The sequence below is a fragment of the Pandoraea pnomenusa genome (genome assembly GCF_040391475.1).
Taxonomy (GTDB): Bacteria; Pseudomonadota; Gammaproteobacteria; order Burkholderiales; family Burkholderiaceae; genus Pandoraea; species Pandoraea pnomenusa_C.
Genome location: NZ_JBEBXS010000009.1, coordinates 66,259 through 86,994, shown reverse-complemented (window position 1 = coordinate 86,994; position 20,736 = coordinate 66,259). Strand labels below are relative to the sequence as shown.

General features: G+C 60.4%; 20 protein-coding genes. 5 read left to right on the top strand and 15 right to left on the bottom strand.

The annotated features are described in order from the left end of the window. Nucleotides 1-32: 32 nt before the first annotated feature. Together ABWO90_RS11865 and ABWO90_RS11860 are read right to left on the bottom strand one after the other, a co-directional pair. On the bottom strand, nt 33-752 hold the full coding sequence (locus tag ABWO90_RS11865; protein ID WP_353191434.1) for a response regulator transcription factor: 720 nt from the start codon (nt 750-752) through the stop codon (nt 33-35). Nucleotides 753-1,020: 268 nt separating this feature from the next. After that, nucleotides 1,021-5,394: an autotransporter domain-containing protein gene (locus ABWO90_RS11860; RefSeq protein ID WP_353191433.1), complete on the bottom strand. Its 4,374-nt coding sequence runs from the start codon at nt 5,392-5,394 to the stop codon at nt 1,021-1,023. Between the two features lie 290 nt (nt 5,395-5,684). Between ABWO90_RS11860 and ABWO90_RS11855 the strand changes: the two genes are divergently transcribed. Together ABWO90_RS11855 and ABWO90_RS11850 are read left to right on the top strand one after the other, a co-directional pair. Beyond that, complete coding sequence (locus ABWO90_RS11855) at nt 5,685-6,365, top strand: LuxR C-terminal-related transcriptional regulator (protein WP_353191432.1); 681 nt, start codon at nt 5,685-5,687, stop codon at nt 6,363-6,365. Nucleotides 6,366-6,442: 77 nt separating this feature from the next. Further along, nucleotides 6,443-8,245 carry a sensor histidine kinase gene (locus ABWO90_RS11850; RefSeq protein WP_353191431.1) on the top strand — a complete coding sequence of 601 codons (1,803 nt, stop codon included), beginning with the start codon at nt 6,443-6,445 and terminating at the stop codon, nt 8,243-8,245. Nucleotides 8,246-8,527: 282 nt separating this feature from the next. On the opposite strand, the gene ABWO90_RS11845 is transcribed toward ABWO90_RS11850, so the two are convergent. Both ABWO90_RS11845 and ABWO90_RS11840 read right to left on the bottom strand, forming a co-directional pair. Then, a complete protein-coding gene (locus ABWO90_RS11845; protein ID WP_353191430.1) occupies nt 8,528-9,157 on the bottom strand; it encodes an SOS response-associated peptidase in 630 nt (209 codons plus the stop codon). A gap of 39 nt (nt 9,158-9,196) precedes the next feature. Continuing rightward, the gene (locus tag ABWO90_RS11840) at nt 9,197-9,937 is read right to left on the bottom strand and encodes a hypothetical protein (RefSeq protein ID WP_353191429.1); all 741 of its coding nucleotides are present in this window, start codon (nt 9,935-9,937) and stop codon (nt 9,197-9,199) included. A 124-nt stretch (nt 9,938-10,061) separates the two neighbouring features. Here ABWO90_RS11840 and ABWO90_RS11835 point away from each other — a divergent pair, with 124 nt between their 5' ends. Together ABWO90_RS11835 and ABWO90_RS11830 are read left to right on the top strand one after the other, a co-directional pair. Then, a complete protein-coding gene (locus ABWO90_RS11835; RefSeq protein WP_353191428.1) occupies nt 10,062-10,322 on the top strand; it encodes a hypothetical protein in 261 nt (86 codons plus the stop codon). 13 nt (nt 10,323-10,335) lie between these two features. Next, nucleotides 10,336-10,635, top strand: a complete 300-nt coding sequence (locus tag ABWO90_RS11830) for a hypothetical protein (RefSeq protein WP_353191427.1) — start codon at nt 10,336-10,338, stop codon at nt 10,633-10,635. 56 nt (nt 10,636-10,691) lie between these two features. On the opposite strand, the gene ABWO90_RS11825 is transcribed toward ABWO90_RS11830, so the two are convergent. The 3 genes from ABWO90_RS11825 to ABWO90_RS11815 are packed head-to-tail and all read right to left on the bottom strand — an operon-like array spanning nt 10,692 to nt 11,882. After that, entirely contained in the window at nt 10,692-11,183 is a 492-nt protein-coding gene (locus ABWO90_RS11825; RefSeq protein WP_353191426.1) for a DUF2514 family protein, read from the bottom strand. 2 nt (nt 11,184-11,185) lie between these two features. Further along, on the bottom strand, nt 11,186-11,695 hold the full coding sequence (locus ABWO90_RS11820; protein ID WP_353191425.1) for a lysozyme: 510 nt from the start codon (nt 11,693-11,695) through the stop codon (nt 11,186-11,188). After that, nucleotides 11,670-11,882 (bottom strand): HP1 family phage holin, encoded by a 213-nt coding sequence (locus tag ABWO90_RS11815; RefSeq protein WP_353191424.1) that lies wholly within the window; start codon nt 11,880-11,882, stop codon nt 11,670-11,672. The genes ABWO90_RS11820 and ABWO90_RS11815 overlap by 26 nt, the downstream gene beginning before the upstream one ends. A 267-nt stretch (nt 11,883-12,149) precedes the next feature. Here ABWO90_RS11815 and ABWO90_RS11810 point away from each other — a divergent pair, with 267 nt between their 5' ends. Further along, nucleotides 12,150-14,033: an acyltransferase family protein gene (locus tag ABWO90_RS11810; RefSeq protein ID WP_353191423.1), complete on the top strand. Its 1,884-nt coding sequence runs from the start codon at nt 12,150-12,152 to the stop codon at nt 14,031-14,033. A 41-nt stretch (nt 14,034-14,074) separates the two neighbouring features. On the opposite strand, the gene ABWO90_RS11805 is transcribed toward ABWO90_RS11810, so the two are convergent. From ABWO90_RS11805 to ABWO90_RS11770, 8 genes are read right to left on the bottom strand one after another with little or no spacing between them, the layout of a single operon-like run. Beyond that, complete coding sequence (locus ABWO90_RS11805; RefSeq protein WP_353191422.1) at nt 14,075-14,266, bottom strand: hypothetical protein; 192 nt, start codon at nt 14,264-14,266, stop codon at nt 14,075-14,077. A 12-nt stretch (nt 14,267-14,278) separates the two neighbouring features. Continuing rightward, nucleotides 14,279-15,250: a hypothetical protein gene (locus ABWO90_RS11800; RefSeq protein WP_353191421.1), complete on the bottom strand. Its 972-nt coding sequence runs from the start codon at nt 15,248-15,250 to the stop codon at nt 14,279-14,281. Between the two features lie 8 nt (nt 15,251-15,258). Next, nucleotides 15,259-15,855 carry a YmfQ family protein gene (locus ABWO90_RS11795; RefSeq protein ID WP_353191420.1) on the bottom strand — a complete coding sequence of 199 codons (597 nt, stop codon included), beginning with the start codon at nt 15,853-15,855 and terminating at the stop codon, nt 15,259-15,261. Nucleotides 15,856-15,862: 7 nt separating this feature from the next. Continuing rightward, entirely contained in the window at nt 15,863-17,026 is a 1,164-nt protein-coding gene (locus ABWO90_RS11790; RefSeq protein WP_353191419.1) for a baseplate J/gp47 family protein, read from the bottom strand. Between the two features lies 1 nt (nt 17,027). Next, on the bottom strand, nt 17,028-17,474 hold the full coding sequence (locus tag ABWO90_RS11785; protein ID WP_353191418.1) for a phage GP46 family protein: 447 nt from the start codon (nt 17,472-17,474) through the stop codon (nt 17,028-17,030). Nucleotides 17,475-17,477: 3 nt separating this feature from the next. Next, a complete protein-coding gene (locus ABWO90_RS11780) occupies nt 17,478-18,044 on the bottom strand; it encodes a phage baseplate assembly protein V (RefSeq protein ID WP_353191417.1) in 567 nt (188 codons plus the stop codon). Between the two features lie 13 nt (nt 18,045-18,057). Beyond that, nucleotides 18,058-19,188, bottom strand: coding sequence for a phage baseplate assembly protein (locus ABWO90_RS11775; protein WP_353191416.1), 1,131 nt, complete (start codon nt 19,186-19,188; stop codon nt 18,058-18,060). Further along, entirely contained in the window at nt 19,188-20,735 is a 1,548-nt protein-coding gene (locus ABWO90_RS11770; RefSeq protein ID WP_353191415.1) for a phage tail tip lysozyme, read from the bottom strand. Before ABWO90_RS11770 ends, ABWO90_RS11775 begins: the two co-directional genes overlap by 1 nt. Nucleotide 20,736: the final 1 nt, after the last annotated feature.

Here is a 20,736-nt window from a genome sequence, read left to right as displayed (position 1 = left end):
CAACCCGCGATACGGCTGAGGCCGGCTGTGGCTCACTCTGAAGCAGCGGCATTGGCGTCGTGCTCCGAGATCGTCTCGAATCGATATCCGTAGGCATATACGGATACCAGACGCACACCATTCATTGGATTCAATGCGAGCTTCAGGCGCAATCGAGACATGCACGTATCGACCGCTCTGGAACCGGTTTCCGCCGGCTTCCCCCAAATGGCTTTTTCAATGACATCGCGCGACACCAGCTGTCCCGCATTTCGAAAGAGAAACAATGCCAGATCGAATTCCCGGGGCGACACTTCGATCGGCGTCTCACCGAGACAGACGATGCGCTCGACCGGATCGATCACGTATTTGCCGGCCGAAATGGGACGCTCTCCCTGACGCTTCGCCGCGGCCGTTCGGCGCAGCAATGCCGACACGCGCGCCAGAAACTCGGCGCGTCGCAGTGGCTTGATCATGTAGTCGTCGGCCCCGGCATTGAGTCCCGCGACGATGTCCGCTTCGAGTGAGCGGCCGGTGACGAACAGAATCGGCGGATGTCGCCCCGAATTCTGGCGAACCCAGGTCACGATATCGAACCCGCTCATGTCGGGTAAATGCCAATCGAGCACGACCAGATCGAAAACACGCTCCCTGAGCGCCCTGAGAAACTGAGTGCCATTCGAGAAGCTTTCGCAACGATGGCCGGCCGAAGTCAATATCTCTTGAATGAGCGCCGACTGCCCTTTGTCGTCTTCAATCGACGCAATATTCATTTGCAATCTCCGGTGCCCATCCGTGTCGATGTTCACCGAGGTTTCGTCATAAGGCTATGCTTGAACCAAGATATCAAAATCCGGTTCGGTCGATTCTACGGGAAAACCGACATCCGGCCCCGATTGTCACAATTGTTTGCAGTTGGTGCCAGACATAGCACGCAATGCGATGTCGTGCGCTGCATGACGCAGCGCAGAGATTGATTTTCGTCAATCAAGGGGGAGTCGGCGGTGCCCCCGCCAAGGCTTTCCGGGAAATGGCGACGCGTCAGAACGCGTACCGCAGATTCGCCCGCACCCCATTGTCGGCCTGCCCCGAACCGAACTGACCGGCGTAGGAAACGCTCACCGTTGCATTACGCCCGGCGGCCAACGTCAGTCCGGTCTCGATCACCGCCACGTCGCGCGCGATCGCCACGCCTGCCACGTCGAACGTGCCGGCACCCGCAAACGCCAGTCTCGCGCCGGGCGTGGCCGCTCCATAGGCGTGACGCCAGCCGAGCGTGCCGGACACGCTCACCGAGACCCGCCCCAAATCCACCTGCGTCGCGCCATGCACACCGAGCGTCGAAAAGGCCAGCCCGGTATTGGCGCTCTGCGCTGAGAGCGCCGCCGCGCCGCCCTGTTCGGTGAAGCCGTTGGTGTGCAGGTTGACGTAGGCGAGATTGACGAATGGCTCCAGCCGGATCGCACCGGCCTGCGCGCCGTAGCCGATTTCGGCAAAGGCCTGCGTCGTCGTCGCGCGATAGCCCGCTTTCAGACTGTCGTCATAGCCGGAAAAAGCGACCCCGCGACGGGTGGAAACGTCATGCCACGTGAAAGCGGCGCCGGAGCGCACCGAGAGATCGCCCCACGCTGTCCCCGCATACAGCCCGAGATGGTAGTTGTCGCTCGCTCCCGATGAATGCCGATCCGACACATTGAAATTCGTCCGGCTGTAGCCCGCGAGCGCTCCAACGCGCACCGTGTCGGCAACGTCGCCGTCTGCGCCCAGCAAGAATCCGCCAGTCGACTGGCGCAACCGCGCGGCATTGCCGTCGCTGGCCGTCTGCCCCCACGATCCGAAAGCGCGAGCCCATGACGCGAGCTGCCCCGGACGACACCCGGGATCGACATCGCCAGCACGAAGAACGGCCGATGCCGGGCTTGCCGACGAGGCAGCACAGGCGGCTGACGGCATACGCGCCAAGGCGGCATCACGCACGAAATGGCTGTCCTCGATCAGGGCGGTGCGAGTGGACGCGTGAATTTCGCCGGAGAGTTGATCGAAAGCGCTCCGGGCCGTGTCGGCGTTCAGCGCCACGACGGCGTTCCAGACCGGATTGCCCTTGCCCAGCAACTCGATGGCGTTGGCCGACGCGGTCTGATTCCGTGTACGCGCAACGTCGGCAAAGCGCGTTTCGTTGCGATCGAGCGTCAGGGTCACATCCTGCGGGCCATAGCCGAGCGTCGGCGTGAGAAACGCCAGATCGGCGGAGACGCCACTGAACGTCCCCGCAATGCCCCCGGCCGCGGACAGGATCGTATAAGTGGTCGTAGCGCCATACGCACCGGGGCCGGCCAGCACGGCGACCGTCGCGCCGTTGAGCGTGGCGGTGCCGGTCGCGCTCAAACGAGACGATTGCCCGGTCGCGTCGACCGAGACCCGATAGATCGAGCCGCTGCCCAACGTGACATTGCCATTGACGTTCATCACGCCGGTCAGTCCCGGTGCAATCGTCGCGGCGCCGCCCGTCGTCAATCCGCCAAGCGTGCCAGTGCCGGCGTAGGTGCCCCCGAGAATCGTGACGAGACCGCCGATCGTGCCGGTGTTCGTCGTCGTGCCCGACGTCTGCGTCAGGCTACCGGTGATGGTGCCGTCGTTGTTGACCGTGCCGGACGTGACGAAGCTGCCATTCCAAAGGGCCCCGGCGCCGTTGGTGATCGTGCCGGTATTCGAATGAACGTTGGCGTTCTGCGTGCCTGTGTTGATGTAGGTCCCTGTGTTGTCGAGATCGTCGGTCACGGTGCCGTGGTTCGTGAACGTGCCGCTGTTGACGATACCGGCATTGGCCGTGAGCGAACCGCCTGCGTCCACAACCGCGCTGCCGCTGTTGGTCAACAGCCCCGCCAGTGTGTAATCTCCGCTACCGGCAATCGAAAGCGTGGCGCCGGCCGCGTTGGCGAAAGCGCTGTCGCTCGCGACCGTGCCACCGACGTTGAAGACGGCACCTGCGCGATTGGCGATGCCGCCGTCGAGCGCACCGCCGTTGGCATTCACGATGCCAGCGTTGCTCAGACCGCCCGACACGCTACCGCCGGTCTGCGTGAACGTCGCGCCGGACGCATTGGTCACGCTGCCCGCCACCGTCCCCGCATTCACGAAAGCCGCGCGGTTTAGCACGTTCGACGTAACACCGCCGGTCGTCGCAATGACGAGCGTGCCGCCGTCGATCGTCGTCGGCCCGGTGTAGGTGTTTGGCGAAGCGAGTGTGATCGTCCCGGCCCCATTCTTGGTCAGCGATGTGCCGTCCCAGCCAGTGGCGGCATTGGCCGGCTGGTTCGCTAGCGTCGCGCCAAGCCAGAAGGTATCCGTGGGATTGGTGAGCGTGAACGTGCCGCTGGCCAGCGTGTTGTGCGCTGTCCAGGTCAGGCCGTAGCTTGCGAGATACCGCAGGTTGTCGTTCGACTTGTAGGTGTTGACCGTCAGATAGTTGACCGGACCGCTGAAGCCCCCCACGTTCAACGTGCCGAAATCGCCATTGATCCCGTTGGTGGTCGCGATCAGTACCTTGCCGAGCTGTGTTGGATCGCTGATTCCCGAGAGATTGAACGTGACGTCGCTGCCGATGTTCATGCCCGCCGCCTGAAGTGGCGTCGTGCCCGATGCCGCGTCGATGTCGAGCACCGTATGACTTGCGAGGTTGACGTCGCCCGCAACGTTCAGCATGGCGGGTCCCTGGACCGACAGCGTGCTGCCCGCCCCGCTGACCGGCAGATTGCCGCTGAGATTGCTCGTCGCGCTCGCACCGGCGTTGCCGAATTGCAGTTTGCCCCCTGTGACCGACGCCGAACCGCCCAACCGGCCCTGCGCGATCAGCGTGCCGCCAGAGACCGTGGTCGCCCCGTCGAACCCGACGTTGTCGCCCGTGAGAATGGTCGTGCCCGCAATCTGATTGATCCGATGCGTGCCGAAGCCCTTGCTGACGAACGCGGCGCCAAACTGATAAGCACTGTCCGTGTGATTGAAGTTCACCAGCGACAGGCCGGCGCCCATCTGGATCTCGGGCGCGCTGAACAGGCCTGCACCGACGGCATCGGCAGCCTTGGTGCTCGCCGCGCCGATGTTCAGCACGCCGACCCCCATCGAGTACCACCCGAGCCCGACGGCCCCGCTGCCGCCTGAAACGTAGACGGCCCCGCCGTCGCCGACGGTCACTGAGCCCACCCCGGAAATGCCGACACTGAGGGTGCCGGTGCGCAACACCGAATTGTTTCCCGTCACCTTGACGACGCCCGCGGTACTTGCAGCACCGACGTTCGTGGAGGCGCTGGTCACCGTGCCGCCGTCCTGAATCGTCAACGTGCCGGCGCCGCCGTTGCCCACCGAGAGCATTGAATTGTTCGTCCACGTCGATCCCGGCCCGGACACTGTGACGGCGCCCTGGCTTCCCGCCGAAAATCCGACGACGCCGGTTGTGTCGATCACCGTACCGCCGCCCTGGATACTTAACGCCCCCGAATTGGCATCGCCAACCGTGATGGCGCCCAGGGACAGCCAGGAGGCCCCCACCCCGGACACCTGCACCGACGGCCCGCCCGACGAGGTACCGTCGCCATCGACGACCGCGCTGGCGACCCGCAGTTGGCTCCGAATGATCAGGGTGCCGCCGCTCGCCTGCAGCGTGCCGTCGAACCCGGGACTGTTCCCGGTGAGGAACGTCGTGCCCGCGATTTGATTGATCTTGTGCGTTCCGGAACCATTGCTGGTCAACACCGTGCCGAATACGTACGCGCTGTCGGTGTGGTTGAAATTCAGCGTGCCCGTTCCTGCGCCGAAACTGAGGGTCGAGGCGTTCAGCATGCCAGCGCCGACCGCATCGGACGCATTGGCCGTCGCCGCACCGATGTTGAGGATGCCGGTACTCCCTGCGTTCTGCCCCAGCGACAGGGCGCCCAACACCGTCAACGTACTCCCGTTCAGAAGCGTGAGATTACCGACGCCGAGATTGCCGACGGTCATGTAGCCGCTGGTCACCACCGTTGCGCCCGGACCATCCGCGACAAACGTGCCATTGCCAGTGCCCATATTGCCGACGATGACGTTGGTATAGCGAAATGGGCCGAACGGTGTGGCACTCAGCGTGCCGACGCCGGTATCGCCGACGATGTAGTCGGTGCCCACGGTGATCGTGTCGCCGGTCTCCACTGCCGCAGCCTGCACACCGGTCGCGCCGCACAGACTCAGCATCGTCACCAGCACATGGCGCCTGCCCCGTCCTGCAATGCCCCAACGCCACGGCGAAAGCGCCCCTGTCGTGGGGCACTCGCGGGCGGGTGACAGGCATTTCCCGCCGGACTTCCCCCGTGAGGCGGTGACTTCAGAGGCGACTTGCCAAAGGTTCAGGGCACGGTTGTAGATGGTCTTGTAGGTGCGGTTCATAAGGCTTCGCGCTTCGGTTCGTACCCCGAAAGCTAATGGGACGACGACGTGCGCGGTATCCCTGAAACTTGGGTTTATTGACGAATGTCGGGGGTTACGAGCACGAGGCCACCGAAATGCGCCGTCCGACTGTCGTGTGACGTGTGGGGGCGTGTAGCCAATACCCAAGATCAAGGGATATCCGGAGGGAATCGGGCCCTTCTATAATCGCGTGAGAATCGACTGCGGGCCCCCGCTCGGGGGAGCGTCGATGCATCTCATCATCTGGGTTCGAGGAGGCCGGAGAGAATATGTCTGTCAACGTTGGCGCACTCGCGCTCACGCTCCCCTTGCCTGCCCCCGTGCTGCTCGTGGAAGACGACCCGCTCGTGCAGCGGCGCCTGCAGGGGTTGCTGATCGAACTGGGCTACGAGGCCGACGCGCTCGTTACGGCCGGCTCGCTGCGCGAGGCGCGCGCCTGTATGGCAGACCCGGTTGCGCTGGCACTGGTCGACCTGCGCTTGCCCGATGGCAGCGGTATCGACCTCATCGTCGAGCTGCGCGCGCGCGATCCGGCGTTGAGCATCATGGTCGTGTCGGCCTTGAGTACGCGCGACGAGATACTGGCGTCCCTGCGTGCCGGGGCCAATGGCTACGTGCTCAAGGAGCGCGACGATCTGGAGGTCACCCTTGCCCTGCGTAGCGTGCTTCGGGGCGGGGCGCCCATCGATCCGTTCGTGGCGCGGCAGATCATCGAGGAGTTGCCCCCGCTGACGTCCGGGGAGCAGCCGGACGATGCCGGGTTGAGTCCTCGGGAGAGCGAAATTCTTCGGCTGGTGGCCGAGGGTCTCAGCAATCGCGGCATTGCCGAGCAACTGTTCCTGTCGCGATACACGGTGGAGACTTACATCAAGCACATCTACCGGAAGCTCTCCGTATCTTCGCGCACGAAAGCGGCCCATGAAGCGCGCCGACGGGGTCTGCTCGATTGAGGGGCATCGCACTATTCCTGCTGTGGCTTTGCGCGGCGTCGGTCTGGGCGCAGCCTTCTGCCGTCCCGGCGCCATGCGTGGCAAGGATCCTCACGGTTCAGGCGGCTGAAGCGACAGCGGACGGCGGCCGCCCCGGGGAAGCGGCGTGGGAGGCGGTCACACTGCCCGACTCGTGGGAGCGTCGGCATCCGGACTTTGCCGGTGGGAGCCTCTGGTACCGGATCGACTGGCAGTGGGACTGCCCAACGTCGGCATCGACGCCGGTCGCGCTGCTGTCGCAGTCGATCGTGATGGCCGGCGAGATCTTCGTGAACGACCACTTGCTCTGGCGTGACGAGCGCTTGAGCGAGCCGTTGTCGCGAAGCTGGAACATGCCGAGAATCTGGCAGTTACCCGGTGCCTCGCTGCACGAGGGAACGAATACGCTTTGGGTGCGTGTGGTCGGGGGCGGCGCAAGGCAGTCGGTCGGCCTCGGGCAGATTTCGCTGGGTGACCCGGCGACGCTGCAGCAGCAGTTCAACGATCTCCGGTGGCACTATCGCACGCTGTTCGAGATAAATCTTATCGTCTCGGGCGTGATCGGCGTGCTGTTCTTCGGCATCTGGATTATTCGGCGGGATCAGCGCTTTTACGGTTGGTATGCGCTCTCGTCGCTGTTCTGGGTCCTTTTCATCGCCAACATTCTGGTCACGCGCCCCTGGCCATTTCAGGATGGTCTGGCGCTGGCGCGCGCGAACGCAGCAGCGGGATGGCTTAGCGCCGCCTGTTTCTGCGTGTTCACGTGGCGCTTCGGTGACCAGCGGTTGCCACGCACCGAGCGCGCCTTGCGGGTCGGCACCGTGGCGATGCTTGCGGCGCTCGCGTTCTCGCCCGATGCGTGGGTGACCTACACGCAAGGGTGTGCCTTTTTTGGCGCGACCGCCCTGATCTTCGCGAACTGTGTGCAGTTCTCCGTCCATGCCTGGCGCACGCGAAAGCTCGAACATCTTTGTCTTGCCGCGTCTTTGCTGATTTTGCCGATCGCAAACCTGCACGACGTGTTGTTGCTCGCCAAACTGATCCATACGCGCCCCGTATTCCCGTACGTCAACACGGTGATGACGCTGTCGCTGGCGGCCATCATGGGATTGCGTCACGCGCGCAATCTGAGGCGCATCGAACGCTTCCATACCGAGCTTTCCGAAGGGATCGCGCAGGCACGAGGAGAGCTGGCGACAACGCTGGAAAGGGATCATGAGCGCGCGCTTGCCAATACACGACTGCAGGAAAGGTTGCACGTCGCGCACGATCTGCACGACAGCCTCGGGAGTTCGCTGGTGCACATGATGGCGTCGGTCGAGCAAGGCAGCGGGCTCATGCCGCGAACGCAGGTGCTGTCGATGTTGAAGTTCATTCGCGACGACCTGCGTCAGACCATCGACACGAATTCGTCAGTGGGTGTGACGGTGCCGACGTCGCCGCAAAAATGGATCGCGCCGTTGCGTCACCGGTTCACTACGGTATTCGACGAGCTGGGGATCGACTCCCACTGGCAATTCCCGCAGGCATGGCACACGCCCCCTGCCGCATTGCAGTATCTCGCGCTCACGCGACTGGTCGAGGAAGCGCTGACGAACGTCATCAAGCATAGTCGCGCCAGACACGTTCAGGTCCGGCTGACGCAGCCCGAGTCCGATGCACTGGTGCTGCAGATCGAGGACGATGGCGTCGGCTTCGACATGGACGCCGTGCGTCAGGCCAACACCAGTATCGGAATGCACTCCATGTCGGTGCGTATCGGACGGGCCGGCGGAACGCTGGAAGTCGCGTCGGCACCCGGGCAGACGATATTGACGGCTCGGGTGAGCGTAGCGACGAATGAGGGGCATCCTCCTCGGTAGCCACGTCCATCAGTTGCCGGACCCTGCAGCCGGGAACGGCGCGCAAACGAAAAACGCCCCGGACGGGGCGTTTTCGCAACTGCTTGATACTGCAGGTATTTCGTGGTCGGAGCGATAGGATTCGAACCTACGACCCTCTGATCCCAAATCAGACCGGAAAATCCCTGAAGCAACAACACCGTCAAAGGTTTCGATCATGCAGCGTCTAATAAAATGCTCAACGATTAGGCACGGCCACATGCTGGTTTGCTGGCAGTCGCAAGCGGAATATTAGACAAGCGCTCAGGCCTTCGGAGCAGGCGCACAGAATAGGGATTCCGATCCCGGCAGCACAAGGAACGACCGCGCTTCGTCTGTGCTCCGCGAAGCCAGCCAATCGTCGTACTCATCGGGCAGAACGATCACGACCGTCCGCTTCTCGCTTCCCGGTTTGTGGAAGCGCTTCATCAGCGGATGATGGTCCGCGTTCAACGTCAGCATCGTGAACGACAAGCGCGTACCGCCCTCGCCCTCCCACTCCCTCCAGAGCCCCGCGATCGCGAACGGCTCACCGTCGGCCATGCCGATGGCCCAGCGCACCGCCTTCCCTGTCTCGTAGTCTGGTTCGTAGAAAACCTGCGTCGGGATCAGGCAGAGCTGCTGCTTCTTCCATGCGCCGCTGAAGCTGCGCTTCTCCCCTACCGTCTCCGCTCGCGCGTTCATCGTGTCGAACAGCTTCACGCCTGGTGGGATCTTCTCGCGCGGCACCATCCCGAAGGATGCAAGGTCAGAGCGCCGCCCGTCGCCGTCCCGGCGAATGATCGGGGCGAAGTAGTCCTTGTAGACCTCTTCCCGCCACTCGCCGAGCGGTGCCGGCGTGCCGTAATACTCGCTGAATAGCTGCTTGTCCGGAACGCGGTAGTTTGTGCACATGGCTATCCCCGTCGTTAGAAAAACAGGCGTTGACCCCGCTTACGGCTTCCTTTTGACGTCAAAGACTGTCGCGGCGTCGGAGGATTCTGCCGACGAAACACGCCGACCAGCACCGAGCCAGTCTATTGCGCTAGCCCGCGAAGCGAACCACCTCAGAACGGGGTCCGAGTCAGCAACCGTGGCTAGCATTACGCCGCGCGCTTGCGCCTCAATTTCTTTCATGATTCGAGCGATTTCCGTCTCCACGGGGCCATTGTCATCCATAGGCCAAAAGTACGATTCCGCTTCGTCGCGCTTGGCCTTCTGTCGCTGAATTGCGTCCCCATCGTGCGGGCCGTAATCTACGCTATAAAATTGTGCGTAATGCCGGGCCTTGAGCAGTATCCGGATACGCAATCGCACCATGTCCTCGAAAGGCTTAGCGGCGCCCTCTCCGAACCTTGCCATATAGCGATATCTCATCGCCTCTATCTCGGCAAACAATTCTGAATAACTCTCACTTCGCTTGAAGACAGGTGCCACAGTTTGGCGTGATTGGAATTGGAAATCGCTTTCCCCGTCATCCCTCTCAAGGGCTCCGACTTCACCACCCCACGTCATTGGGCTGCGTATTGCGGCAATCGCGTCGCGCGCCTTGTAAAACATCACCAGCGCATCTTCAGCAAGCTCAAGTTGTCGGCGGCCGATGAAGTCACGGCGCCACGTGTATAGACCGCGAAACGCAACGTAGGCAGCCGCCAGCGCAGCAACCTTAGCAAAGAAATCCACTACGTCGACCATTTGGCACACCTCCGGGAATATGCGCCGACAAACGTACCGGAGATTCAGAGTTAAAAATACTGTGTTTTTATACAGTATTTCGTGCTAGTTTACCTCCCTCACCAGCACCACGAGGGAGGCAACCATGCGAGATCGACGCATCATCAAATTCATCGTCGTCCCTTTCTGGGAGGGGGGCGACAACGCCTTGCTGCCCGTGGAGGTTCGTGCCGCCAGCACCAGCTTCGGCGCCGTGCGTGTCGCTCATCAAATGCGTGAGCGCCATGCTGGCGTCGCAGCCTATGAAGTGATGGTAGATCCCGAGACAGGGGCCATGGAATCGCCGAAGGTGCTGTTTCAGCATGGCCGAATCCTGCCGCCGGAAGAAGCGGCCGCGGGCTGGTAAGGGGATAGGTGTCATGCCGCTCAATCCCCGCCCGTCGGAGCTGACCATCGATCAGCTACGCAGCCTATGGCTCTCCAACAGAGATCCCGGCGTGCGCCAGGCGCTGGAGGAATTGGTATTCCGGCGGGAGCAAGTCCGACGCAAAGAGGCAGTGATTCGGAGGGTGGAGACGCTTTACGTGATCATCAATCAGGCATGGCGTGAGGAAGTCGGCGGCACGCTCATCGCTCTTGAATGGCTAAAGTCAGCGCTTGGGGAAAACCGCGAAGCGAGGGGAGAACTGCCACAGATTCCTGGGGCACCTCCGCGTTGAGATGCGCCATCAAAGATAACAAGTGTGAGCTTTTTTTCTATTTTTGATAGGCTTTGTTATCTTTTTTGCGTCAGCGCATCATAGCTGCGCTCGCAGGCGAGTCCTGCGATGTGGGCAGCGTCAGCGAATTCCGCAAGTCGCCCCGCAGCGTCGTCAATCCTGCCGAACAGCCCTGTGAGCAAATCAAGGGCGTCCGCTCCGCCGTTGGTTGGCGTGCTTCCGCCGGCAACGGCGGAATTGCGTACGGCAGAGGTGAAGGCTGCGAGTTGAACCCGCAGGCGCTCAGAAGAAGCATCAGAGGCACGAGCAGCAGCAGCCGCAGTGTCGGCAGTTTTTTTCGCATCGATGGAAATCCCAGCCAGCGTCTGAGTCGTCTGGCGATAGAGGTTATTGGCGGCCGTCAGGTCGTTGATCTGCTTCGCCTGGGCGGCGACTATCGCCGATTGATCGGCATCGTGATGCCCCTTCCAGTAGCCGCCAGCAGCACAAGTGAGCCCCACGACGATGGCGACAAGGAACGAAACACCCCACGGTTTCAGGTCAAACATGATCACAGTCCCCTCTCGCACAGCGCACGTTCGGCAGCCCGGCGCTTCACCAGCCCCGGAAGCACCCGGCCGCCGGCTGTCACCCATTGCGGACGCCCGCTATCCGATTCGTTCAGCGCGCGACACGCGCCTCGAAAATCCCCCGCGTTGAATCGCTTCGCCGTGGTGCTGCCGCAATACGCCCCGACCCCGACGTTGTAGGCAAAGCTCACGGCCGCCACTAACTGGTACGTGTGTCCCTGAAGTGCTGGTGTGCATCGAAGCACCGGCTCCGCATGTGCAACCAACTGGCGCTCGAGCGACTCGCGACACTCTGCGTCGGTGTATCGCTTCCCCACTTCGACGTTTTGCGTATCACCCGAGCACTTCGTAGCAATCCCGATGGGATCGCGATAACCCACCAAACTTGTCCCTTCAAACTGTGGGACGATGGAAACAAGAAGGGCTGCCGCAGCAGCCCCCACAACCCCAACCAACTTTTGCCCGTTATTCACACGTGCCCTCCAATTCATGCAGCCGCGCGACGCTTTCTCGCTGTTCTCGTTGATCCCTGCGGAACATGTAAATGGCGTTCACGACAAACGTCGCGACTGCCGTCATGATCCCGACGATCACTCCGATGTCAGTCAATGTCAGCGACGAGGCAACTGCCACAATGCTCCCGGCGTAGCTAGAGACTTCCGTTGGACTTGCCTTCAAGACATGCTCCTAAGATTTATTGGTTAAGGAAGCTCGTTTGCCCGGCCCCGTCGCCTTCTGGCATGAAAAGCGAGCGCATTCCTGCTGCCCGCTGTGGCAGCAGCAATTCGTGGCATGGAGTTTTTTAAACGAGGGTCGCCCGAAGGCAACCATGTTGATGGGAATAGGCCCCTACGGCTCTCATGGTGAGTCCGCACGGTTCCCGTATAATTCGGCAGTCCAAATCGGACTGCCGATGATCAAATAAACACGAAAAGCAGCCCCCGAATGCAAACCAGTTACCGTCCCGAGGTTGATGGACTTAGAGCCGTCGCAGTCCTGCTGATACTTCTATTCCACTTCGATTTTTCGTACGTGCCGGGCGGCTACGTGGGGGTCGATGTATTTTTCGTGATTTCCGGGTATCTCATTACCCGCAATATCATCCGCGACATTCAGGCGGGAACCTTTACGTTCTCTCGCTTCTATACACGGCGCGCGCGCCGATTGTTCCCCGCTCTCTTCGTGACACTCGTCGGATGCGTCGCCGCGGCTTATGCACTTCTGTCGCCGCCTGACCTCGAGCAGTTTGGCGAGTCCCTTCTCTACACCGTGTTTTCCGCCTCCAACTTCTACTTTTGGTGGAACTCGGGATACTTCGACCTGGACTCACTGACGAAGCCACTGCTTCACACTTGGTCACTCGGCGTGGAAGAGCAGTTCTACCTGGTTTGGCCGGCGCTGATTCTGGGCCTCTGTCGTGTCAAACGCAGTGGGTTACTGCCGATCGGCCTGATCGTCACTGGTCTGTGCTCGTTGGCATTGAGCGAGGGGATGCTTACCAACCATCCGAGCGCAGCATTCTTCCTGCTGCCGTTCCGGGTATTTCAGTTCTGCATTGGCGCGCTGTGTGCATTACCTACTAATAGGCCGCCCAAATTCCGCCCCGCCGCAGAGTTGCTTTCGCTCGCTGGACTGGCCGCAATTGTGTGGTCGGCATTGACGTTCACGGCAACGACACCGTTCCCCGGCATCGCAGCACTGGCCCCTACAGTCGGGTGCGCGCTCGTCATCTACAGCGCTCAGGCGACAGCCGTTGGCAGCCTTCTACGGAACGGACTCGCGACCGGCTTGGGGAAAATCTCCTACTCGGTATATCTGGTCCACTGGCCAATCGTCGTTTTCTACAAATACTGGAAGTTCACGCCGCTCGACCTTAACGAGCGCGTCTGGCTGCTTATCGCATCTGTTGCTGTCGGGGCAACAATGTGGAGGTGGATCGAGACGCCGTTTCGGTCACGCCAGATCATCGAGTCTGACGAGCGCGCCCGCGTCGTGGTCGGCGCGCTTGCGCTCGTTCTAACGTTCACCGCGGCTAACGTCTGGGGAAGTCGCGGTATGCCTTGGCGCTTCCCCGATCAATACTTCCTCAGAAGCGACCAAATCGCTCGGGAACGGACCAGATACTGGACCGCGATCGACAACGATGTGAACCGGGAAATCCTGCAGGGCATCCCAGGCAAAGGGAATATTGTCGTCATCGGGAATTCTCACGCGGTTGATCTCGTGTACGCCTTGCGTTTGAATGGTTCGAGGGACAATTTCACCTTCTTGCAAAGCGGATACCGCTGCTTCAATTTCGGCTCTCCGGTAACGCCGGACGACAAAGACTATTGCCGAGATACTAAGGAATCGAATTTCAGCAACCCTGCGCTCAAGACGGCAGATGCTATCTATTTGGACGATCACTGGCCCAAACTTGACATCGCCGATCTACGAAAGACGCTGCTGCGCATCCGCTCACTGACTGACGCCGAAATCTATGTGTTCGGCCCCAAGATGGTTTTTTCAAAAGACCCGAACGAGATCGTCCGAAAACACATGCGCATTTCGTCCCTGAACCTGTTCAGTCAGCAGTTTGCGCTGAAGGATGAACGACGCGAGATCAACGATGCCGCGAAGCGCCTTGTAGAGTCCGACGAGATGAGAGCAAAGCGCATCCACTATATCGACGTGCTTACCGCGCAATGCGGCGCCGATACGGTGGCATGCGACATCATTTCAGAGAAGACGTCTGAATTTCTGTACTTCGATATCGGTCACCTTACGGTAGCCGGCGCTCAAGAACTTGGGGCCAATTTAAAAGACGAATACCCGCTCCTGTTCAAATGAGTGAAGGCAAATCGAGAATGCCAAATTCACACCCATCGTTCTCACTCTTGCATAGGTACAGGCCATATCGATTGCGAGAACGAATCCAATCGGTTCTGCAGGAATTCTGCATACCGAGGATCCGAGATGTCGATTGCGACAACATGCGGATGCCCATCTTCTGGAGGGGCACTCGAGTACAGCGCAATCGGGGTCAGCAGGTCGTCGCTGTCATACTCGATGAATACCTTCATGTCTTCCCTCGATCAGAAATCGTATCCCGTAACGTTCATGGAAATTGACGGTGTACCAGTGCCACCACCCTTCCAGTAAAGAGTTTGTGGGGTCAGGATAGGCAGAGAACCGTTGTTCGCTAGCGTGTTGCCGGTGTTCGGAACGAAAGAACCAGATACATAGAGTACCCCCTGCTCGACCGATGAGCCACTGAAGGTGACGCTTGAAGAACTATTTGCTGTTGTGTTCCCAAGGAATCCAGTGACATGCGCCCGCTTCGCGTTGAGCGGCACTGCGGCAGCAACCGAGAATGAGGTGTAGGCCGCCTGATACGCAGTGGCACTCATTACCGCAATTCCTGCGGTGTCAACGTGCCGATCCTTGACCGAAACTGGGCTGAACTGGCCAGACGCATTCGTCGGAACAACTGCGATGAGAGCGGAAGCAGTAAATCCAGCAGGCATATTCGCACCGCCATACACTTCGCTCACTGCGGCGGAAGTAGCGTTTCTGGCGACCGTCGAACGAGCGCCTGTGGATGGATTGAAGATCGCATAGATACCGACGAAGCCGCTAACGGGCGCAGCCCCCGTATCCACCCCCCCTGCACCGGTGGTGGACAGATTGATCGTCTGGTTGAAGCTGCCCAGGCAATAGCGTAGGCCGCCCAATGCCGCTTCAACAATGAGCTCGTCAGCCGTGACAGTCGCCGACGCTGAGGCGGCCGACACATTCATGACCAAATTTCGGCTCGCCCCAACCACGCCAGAACTCATGCGCGTAATAGCGGCGAGAACCTGATTGTTAACGCCCTTGGTCGGCGTCTGGCCGCCAGCCACCGCAATTGCCCTCAACTCCTCCTGAATCATGTTGAGCCACGAGCCGCGCACATTAGTCGCTGGCGTCCCGGATGCCGGATTCCCCTCAGTGAAAAAACCCTCCGTCCCTGCCGCCTCCGGTGCTGGAAGTGCAGTCGCAGCTGTTGCGTCGTCGATTCTGTACATGTTGCCTCTTAAGCGTAAGCGAAGATTGGAATGGTGTGTGCCGGCTTAACAGCCGTGAACTCGCAGTCGAGAACCTTGTTTCCCCATGAGGCGAGCGGATCGCCGGCAGACATCGCGCCGGCGAGAGCGCGCACAACGGTATTAATGGGCGCTGTCACTTTCCATGCAAAGTTCCAGTCGTATCCGCAGCATGGATCTCCTGCTTTCAACATGCCTGCGCGGGCCTGCGTGTACTGTTCGATGGAAATCGAGTATCCCAACTGCTGAGCGAACGAGATGAAATACGAAACCGATGCACCGCCGCTGTTTGCAAATCGCGCTACTACCTGACTTCTGCGCTGCGGAACGGTTGGAGCCGGCCCCGCGCACGGGTCAGGCAATCCGAGCGTCGCCTCCCACTCGGGAAGCAGCTCGTAGGTCGTCGCCGGAAACGAATCGACCAGGAGATAGTTGGCGCGGGTAGTTTGTCGCTCATAGCTTGGGGCAAGGCCCGCAAGCACTTTTGACTGGACGGAATCAGACTCCCGCGGCCAAACGCGCCCTCTCGGCATGAGCGCCTGCATCGCCGCGAGAAAATTCGCGGCGGTGATAATTGGTGCCCTCATGCAGTCCTCAGCTAAAGATCACATCGTTCAGAACCGCCAGCGAGCCAAACGAGCCTGTGATGTTTCCCGCGTAGGTCGTTGTTGTGCCGCCGATCACTCCTTGAACTAGGGTGATCAGGAATCCGCTGGTTCCGGAAATCGCGGCGATTGAGGATTCAATGTCCGATCGATTGATCGTGCCACCCAATGGGTTTCCGTTCCGATATAGAACATCTGCAATGGCGGCCTTAAGTGCGTTACGAGTTGCCGTCGTAGCGGGAGCGAGCCCCGAAATGGTGAACGTCAACGCGTTCGGGATCGCTGAGCAAGACCATACAAGCGCAGTTACCGGCTGCTTAGAAGCGATCGAGTCAGCAACTACCAACAGGTCACCAGTAGCGACGGTTGCACGGGGAGCACCTTTTGGCCCTTTGTCGTACTGAGACACCCCGTTATTTCCTGCAGGGAAACCATTGACCGACGCGCGTGCGACGTCGAACATGGTGTAGACCACCACCGTCCCTCCGCCAGCTCCGTTGGGCGCGCACCAAGCACGCGTAACCCCAGGAACCGCTCGAGCCCAACCCACATAATCGTCTTCGTCGCCGCCCTGGGGAGTGCTCTGGTACGCATCGAGCATTCTGCTGCGCAGCGGATCGTCAAGCTCAATATCGGCGCCAGTAGCGACCGTCCCAGCGACCGTGCCATTTGACTGGACTCCATCCACTGCGACGCCCAGACTAACGACAGTGCCAGGATCGGCGTTACCGGCCGCCCCGGCCACGGATGCGACGATTGTCACGGTGATGATTCCGTCGGCTCCTGCCGCTGCGGTAGCCGTAGTCGTGTACTCCGCACCATCACCGCGCACAACAAGGGTCCCAGCGTCGACGCTACGCCCCGGCGTGCCAACGAACATGGCCGAGAGACTGGCGGCCGACGCGGCCTTGCGGTAGACCTTTTTGAGCGCCGCCCAGCCCTCCAGATATTCGTCTTCCGCAGTGAAGGGCACGGCATTCTTTGCAATCCAATCCAAGTACCCCATCTGCATGTTTGCCATGCCGGCCTGAATTTTGCCGATGACCCGGAGCACCGCGAACCGCAATAGTGCGTCTGCTCCCTGAAGCGAAGCCGAAATGTCGGCCGCCACCTCAGCCATCAGCGTGGAAAGCGATTTTCTCTGAAATGGCATGTCAGTTAAGCTGTTTCCATGCCCACGCGTAAGTGAGCGGGATCTGAGGCCCGGAGGGTTGATATAGAACGATTTGGGCACCGAGGAACGAATCACGGACCCATTGCGTTTGCACGTCGATGCTGGCAACGACCTGGTCGTCTACCATCCACTGCAAAGCCTCAACGATGAAATCCCTTGCGCTCGCCAGCACCTCTGGCGTTTGCTTGGAACGCTCCAGCAACCAGAGACGCGAACCAATGCGGTACGCCTCACCAACATCGCCCCACCAACCACGCGGGTCGCCGGTACCGTCCGCGATCAGATCATCTGCATTGGCGAGCCTGTCAGTAAAGAGACTCACAAGGACAGCGCTGGCCAAGTCATTGCCAGTGACCAGCGCCGGCGCCACGAACTGCCAGTCTCCCCGACTGTTGTCGACGTCCCAAATGACCGAGATGTCTGACATTGATTACTCCTTTTGTGACGGCGCATCGGTGTTCAGCGTCGAGCCGCCGGTCTGCACGTTCTTGATCGGGTGTGTGTGGTCGTTCGCAACCTCTCGCATTCCCGACATCGTCCGCGTGTTCGTATTGCAGTTATCGAGAATCTCCCCGGTGCACTTGAACATTGGCGTGTCAGCCATAACCTCGGGCGTATTGACAATCTTCATCGGAAGGCCACCACCGTTGACGACGATCCCGGACTTTGTCAGGTAGACGCTCTGACCGCGATTGTCGTGAATCGCGACCTCACCACTGGAGAGCCCCGTAAGTCGAAATTTCCCGTTCGACGTTGCGATCACGATCCCGTCGTTTCGGTCGCCATTCTTGAAACCGATCACGACTTGCGTTCCATCAGGTGGAAACGAGGTGAATCCGTATTCCGCGAAACGCGGCATATCTGGGATGGACTCGGCGCCATTCAATCGCGCCTGGATCGTCTGCACCGGAGCCGTATCGTCGACCAGGGTCACGGCGCCACGCCCCAATGTCAGGAGGATCCGGCGCGCCAGCCTGCTAAATTGCTCTGCGCTCATGTTCAATGGCAACCTAGATTTCATCCATCGGCAGCGTATCGAGCGCCACCGGTTCAGGCAGGAAGCCCTGCCGAGGGCCGAAAGACAACTCTGCGTGCGTGCCGTTCGCATCTACGATGAAGCTAACGCCGGCGAGCAGGAGCTCCGTGTTGTTCGGAATGCCCTTCGTTGGCGCCGAGATCGGGTAGTTGACATTCGGCGTCCACAGCAAGCCCGCCGAGTCCCGCCAACTGTCAATCAGCACGCGCACTCGCCGCGAGCGCCCATAGGCTCGAGATGCCATCCAGTTCGTCCGCTTTTCAATAAAGCGGCGATCAGTAGCGCTCTGTTCCGATACGAAGTACGTTGGCCGCAAGCGCCCCGTGAAGCCTGCGGGGCCGCCCGCGACTACCGTGTACACAGGGAGGTTCGTTACATCCTCGTCTTCAGCCCCCGCGCTATAAGCGCTGAGCACCGCGTTGTAGGTGCTGAAAATGCCAATCGTGCTCTTTGTACAGACGATTGCCTCAATGTTTTTACCTACGGCCATGCCGGAACCGCCTTTCAACGTTCCGGCAGTGGATATCGTCAGCTCGCCCAAGGCGCTCTCATAGACCAATACGCCGTTGTACCTCGCGTATCGCTCAATCACCTCCCACGCCGTCTCAGTGATGCTGATCAACTGTCGAGGAAGTTGCGGAACCTCATCCAGAAGCGCCTGTGTCGCGCTATCAGCCACCACCACGTTGATGGAATAGGCTTTGGCAATGCTCGTGGCCAGCGCGACCAGGTTCGTGTTCGCATTGATCTTGTCGATGCGGCATGAGCAATCAACCAAATCCGCGAGCCTTCCGCGCCCGTGAATGGTTATTTGATCTGCTTTTGGGGTCAGCACCTGCTCTACGGTTTCGACGTAACCCGACATCACCATGTCGGAACCGATGAATATCTGGACCGGCGCCCCTTCTTGGGCGATCAATTTCTCTGTCTCGGGATCCGCCGTACAGGTCAATTCGAACGATGATGTCGCGACCTCGATCGAACGAGTGATTCGCACCGACTTCCACCCCGTCAGCAATAGCTGGTCCTGTGTCAGCAACACCCGTACTTCATCAACGCCGGGCGACTGCGACGTGCCTGCACTGGTTTCGCTCGCGGCCGCCATTAGAAGTTACTCGGTGAGTACGCGTACTGGTCCCCAAGCGCACCTTGCTGGCGGTCCGTAGAAACCATCGTTTCCACCGTCGAAGGGGCCGACACGTTTACGCTATAGCCAACTGGGGCATTCTTGTGCACAATCTCAATCTTCATCTTTCCGGCCTCCCCAGTGGGTTGCCCCAATTGCGAGTCGAGGTCGCGCGCGATATCCGCTCGAACCTGAGCCTCGCGAGGATCCTTGGGGCGCTCATAGAGCGAAGAGATTCGAGCAGCCGCCTCTGCGGACGTTTTTGCACTCAGCAGAGCTCGTCCGGCAACCGCCTCATTGTTTTGAAGTTCCCATAGAGAGAACCCCATTTGCTCCTCTGGTCGCGCCTGCGAAAGGGGGCGCCCGAACTTCTTCTCATACAATTGCTGGCGGTCAGGGTGCCATTGATACAAGCCAACCGCCCGGCCGTTGTCACCCACACTTCTGTCGTCCAGTGAGCTCTCACGGCTTGCGTTCGCCACCATGCCAATGGCTTGCTCGCGCGATAGGCCGCGATTCATGTACCACTCGACCATAGAACGCGCCTTCTCCAACTGGCTCCCGTTCCCCACAGACGAGTTCGTCTGGAATTCGGACATGGTGATCGCACCTCGCCCACGGATGAAGTTGCCAAGCTTCTCCATCCCATCCCAAATGCGTGTTTCGGTCTGCTGGGCTTGCTTCGGCCTGTCGCGACCAGACATTACGTCGAGGCCAAACTGGAGGCCGCTCAGCATGCCATTCAATGCCGGCGCCAAGCCCCCTTGAATGGTCGTCTTCAGCTTGTCGTAGGTGATCCCGAGCTTCGCCGAAGCGTCGGCGTACTCCCGCGCCCGCTCAATGTCCTCGTCCGTCGGGATGTACGACTTCGCGGCAGCCAAATCGGCGGCCACCTGACGCGGTCCACGATTGAGGAAATCGATCAGCGAGGAAGCTCCAGCAGCGCCCAAGAAGTTCGTAGCGCCACCATATTTGCCCTGACTACGAAGCGTTTCGGCATACGTGGCGAGCTTCGTCAGAACCGACTCTATCGATTCCACGCGGCCCGGATCGGTAGAAATGCCCGCGGCCTGGTAGCGTTTCAGCGCTTCGGGGTTCCGGTTATTGAGCGCGTCGCTATACGTTTGGCGGACTTGCTCAACGCCGGCGTTCACCTGCTCGGCCTGAAGTCCCGCCAATCGCCCGGCGACCTGCACGCCGTAGGCCGTGCTTGTCGAAAGCCCCGATCGGACGCCCAAGTTGTTCATCGAGCGCACCGAAGATGCCCATTCCGACTCAAGTTGCGCGAGCTTGAGCACGAGCGCACCGACAGCCCCGGTTACCAGGCCCGTGCCGCCAACGAAGCGCGTAACCGCCGACATCGCACCTCGACCAGACGACAGGCCCGTACCAATCGAATCGCCCAGCTTGTCGAGCTTCCCGCTTTTCGCCTGCTTGCCCAGCTTGTCCAGGCTTTGCCGAACCTTGCCGATAGGACCTGAAGCCTCGTCCTTCGCGGTAATCGCGATAGCGATCTTGTTTGGCATG